The sequence below is a fragment of the Streptomyces sp. NPDC059456 genome, from assembly GCF_042750055.1.
Taxonomy (GTDB): Bacteria; Actinomycetota; Actinomycetes; order Streptomycetales; family Streptomycetaceae; genus Streptomyces.
In genome coordinates this window covers 1-3,195 of record NZ_JBHYVA010000845.1, presented here as the reverse complement: position 1 = coordinate 3,195, position 3,195 = coordinate 1, and the positions used below count along the sequence as shown (strand labels likewise).

Below are 3,195 nucleotides of genomic sequence, written 5' to 3'. Positions count from 1 at the left end.
CCCCGCGCGGCGCGGCCCCCCCCCACGCCGAGCCGCGGCCCCCCCCCCCCACGCCCCCGGACCCACTCCGACACCGCCCCGCTCGGACCCCGCCCCGTGGCTTCCGACTCACCCCGCCGATCCTGCCCAGCTGCAGCCCCGCCCCGGCATCCCGGCCCGCCTCGCCGATCGTGCCCAGCCGCAGCCCCGCCCCGGCATCCCGGCCCGCCCCGCCGATCCCGCCCCGCCGCAGTCCCGCCCCAGCATCCCGCCCGGCCCCCACCCCCACCCCCACCGCCCGGCTCGGGTTCCGCCCCGCCCCTGGGTCCCGTCGCACCCTGCGTCCCGTCGCCCCTACACCCGTCGGACCTCCACGCCCGCCGCCTCGAATTGGGCTGCCACCGGGTCCGGGAGGGAGGTGTCCGTGACCAGGACGTCGACCGCGTCGGTCGGGCAGATGCGGGCGAAGGCGCGGACCGCCAGTTTGCTGGAGTCCGCCGCGATGACGACCCGGCGGGCCCGCTCGCACAGCAGGCGGTTCATCGCCGCCTCGTCCTCGTGGCGGGTCGCCGCGCCGTCCTGCGGGTCGAACGCGTCCACGCCGACGACGGCCGTGTCCATCGTCAGCTGCCCCAGGACCTGCTGCGCCAGCGGGCCGGTGAGTTCGTACGACTGGGGGCGGGCGACCCCGCCCGTCAGGACGATCTTGAACTGCGGCCTGATGACGAGCTCGCCCGCGATGTTGAGCGCGTTGGTCACCACCGTCAGTGCCGGCGAGCCCGCCGCCAGGTCCGGGCGGCCGGCCAGGGCGCGGGCCACCTCCGTGGTGGTGGTGCCGCCGGTCAGGCCGATCACCTCGCCCGGGGTGATCAGCTCCGCCACCGCTTCGCTGATGCGGTGCTTTTCGGCGGCGCGCCGGGACGTGCGGTAGCGCAGCGGGAGTTCGTACGAGACGCCGTGCACCACCGCCCCGCCGCGGGTCCGTACCAGCAGCTGCTGTTCGGCCAGCTGGTCGAGGTCGCGGCGGATGGTCGCGGCGGACACGCCGAGCGTCTCCGCGGCCGGTTCGACCTCCAGCTCGCCCCGCTCCACCAGCAGGTCCAGCAGTGTCTGCCAGCGTTCCTTGCGGGTCATGGACCCCACGGTGATCGACCCCCTCGCGCTCTCTTGGCCTACGCGTCGACACTAACTCAGGGATCAACCCCCGAGATGCTTGAAGTTGCGTGAAATGGACCGCTACCTTGCAGGAAAACGCATACGCATCGCACCCGCCGCGCTAGGAGCCGCCATGAGCCACGTCGCGTACGAGTTGGGCACACAGCCGGAGTGCTGGGAGCGGGCCGCCGAACTGGCCCCGGCCCACCGGGCGGTGCTGCCGCAGCCGGGGGAGCGTGCCGCGATCGTCGGGTGCGGGACCTCGTACTACATGGCCCAGGCGGCTGCCGCCCTGCGCGAGGAGGTGGGCCACGGGGAGACCGACGCCTTCGCCGCGTCGGAGTTCCCGCTGCACCGCCGCTACGACCGGGTCGTCGCGCTCACCCGGTCGGGCACCACCACCGAGGTGCTGGACCTGCTGGCCGGGCTGCGGGACGTGGGAATCCGGACGACCGCCGTCATCGGTGACCCGGCGACCCCGGTGATGACCCTCGCCGACGAGCTCGTCGTCCTCGACTTCGCCGACGAGCAGTCCGTCGTGCAGACCCGCTTCGCGACGACCGCGCTGACCCTGCTGCGCGCCCACGTCGGTCGGCACACCCCGGCCGCGGTCGCCGACGCCCGTACCGCCCTCGCCGAGCCGCTTCCCGAACAGGCGGTGAACCGAGGTCAGTTCACCTTCCTCGGCCGGGGCTGGAGCGTGGGCCTCGCCCACGAGGCCGCGCTGAAGATGCGCGAGGCCTCGCTGTCGTGGTCCGAGTCGTACCCCGCGATGGAGTACCGGCACGGGCCGATCAGCGTCACCGGCCCCGGCACCCTCACCTGGTCGCTCGGCGAGGCGCCCGAGGGGCTCGCCGAGCAGGTGCGGGCCACCGGCGGCCAGTGGGTGGCCGGGCGGCTCGACCCGCTCGCCGAGCTGGTCCGGGTCCACCGGCTGGCGATCGCGGTGGCGGCCCATCAGGACCTCGACCCCGATCAGCCGCGGAACCTGACCCGCTCGGTGATCCTCACCGCCGGTGAGGAGGCGGTCCGATGAGCCTGGTGTCCGCCGGGACGCTCGTCCTGGAGGCGGCGGCCGCGGGCCGAGCCGTCGCCGCCTTCAACATCATCACCTTGGAGCACGCCGAGGCCGTCGTCGCCGGGGCGGAACGGGCGGGCCTGCCCGTCATCCTGCAACTGAGCGAGAACGCGGTGAAGTTCCGCGCCGGGCAGCTGCTGCCCATTTCGCGCGCGGCCGTCGCGTGCGCGGAGGCCGCCGGGATCCCGGTCGGCCTGCACCTGGACCACGTCAAGAGCCCCGACCTGCTCCGGCAGGCCGCGGACGCCGGGTTCAGTTCGGTGATGTACGACGCCGCGCAGCTCCCGTACGCGGAGAACCTGGAGGCGACCCGCTCCGCGGCCGACTGGGCGCACGCCAACGGGCTGTGGGTCGAGGCCGAGCTGGGTGAGGTGGGCGGCAAGAACGGCGCCGCCCCGCTCGACCCGCACGCGCCGGGCGCCCGTACGGACCCGGACGAGGCCCGCCGGTTCGTCGCCGACTCGGGAGTCGACGCGCTGGCCGTGGCGGTCGGCAGCAGTCACGCGATGACCAGCCGCACCGCCGAGCTGGACCATGCGCTGCTGGCCCGGCTGGCGAAGACCGTGGACGTGCCGTTGGTGCTGCACGGTTCCTCGGGGCTGCCGGACGCGGAACTCGCGGCGGCGGTGGCGGGCGGCATCCGCAAGGTCAACATCGGCACCGCGCTGAACCTGGCCATGACGGAGGCGATCCGCACCCACCTGACCCCGGCGGACCCCCGTCCCTACCTGACGGCGGCCCGTACGGCGATGGCGGCGACGGCCGCGGCGATGATCACCGCGCTGAACTGACCGCGGGCCGGGGCGCCCCCCCCGGCACTCCCGGTTCCCCCGGTGCCCCGGCACATCGGGTCAGCGGGGGATGAGCCGGGCCCGGGGGGACCGCCGCGCCAGCCCCCCGGCCCGGTCCGGGGTGGCGCCCCCGTCCACGGGGGTGTCTTTTAAAAAAATACGAGCCCACCATTACCAAATGGATCAGGTGGT

The 3,195-nt window shown here is 74.6% G+C and carries 3 protein-coding genes; 2 read left to right on the top strand and 1 reads right to left on the bottom strand.

The features are described from left to right. Positions 1-333: 333 nt before the first annotated feature. A complete protein-coding gene (locus ACFXA3_RS39445; RefSeq protein WP_385195732.1) occupies positions 334-1,113 on the bottom strand; it encodes a DeoR/GlpR family DNA-binding transcription regulator in 780 nt (259 codons plus the stop codon). Positions 1,114-1,267: 154 nt separating this feature from the next. On the opposite strand from ACFXA3_RS39445, the gene ACFXA3_RS39440 reads away from it, so the two are divergent. Both ACFXA3_RS39440 and ACFXA3_RS39435 read left to right on the top strand, forming a co-directional pair. Then, positions 1,268-2,170 carry an SIS domain-containing protein gene (locus tag ACFXA3_RS39440; protein WP_385195730.1) on the top strand — a complete coding sequence of 301 codons (903 nt, stop codon included), beginning with the start codon at positions 1,268-1,270 and terminating at the stop codon, positions 2,168-2,170. Then, positions 2,167-3,003 (top strand): ketose-bisphosphate aldolase, encoded by an 837-nt coding sequence (locus ACFXA3_RS39435; protein ID WP_385195727.1) that lies wholly within the window; start codon positions 2,167-2,169, stop codon positions 3,001-3,003. Before ACFXA3_RS39440 ends, ACFXA3_RS39435 begins: the two co-directional genes overlap by 4 nt. Positions 3,004-3,195 lie beyond the last annotated feature (192 nt).

What these genes read in the sequence shown, in the direction of transcription:
- ACFXA3_RS39435 (WP_385195727.1), top strand. Translation starts at nt 2,167, where the DNA reads ATGAGCCTGGTGTCCGCCGGGACGCTCGTCCTGGAGGCGGCGGCCGCG.
- ACFXA3_RS39440 (WP_385195730.1), top strand. Translation starts at nt 1,268, where the DNA reads ATGAGCCACGTCGCGTACGAGTTGGGCACACAGCCGGAGTGCTGGGAG.
- ACFXA3_RS39445 (WP_385195732.1), bottom strand. Translation starts at nt 1,113, where the DNA reads ATGACCCGCAAGGAACGCTGGCAGACACTGCTGGACCTGCTGGTGGAG.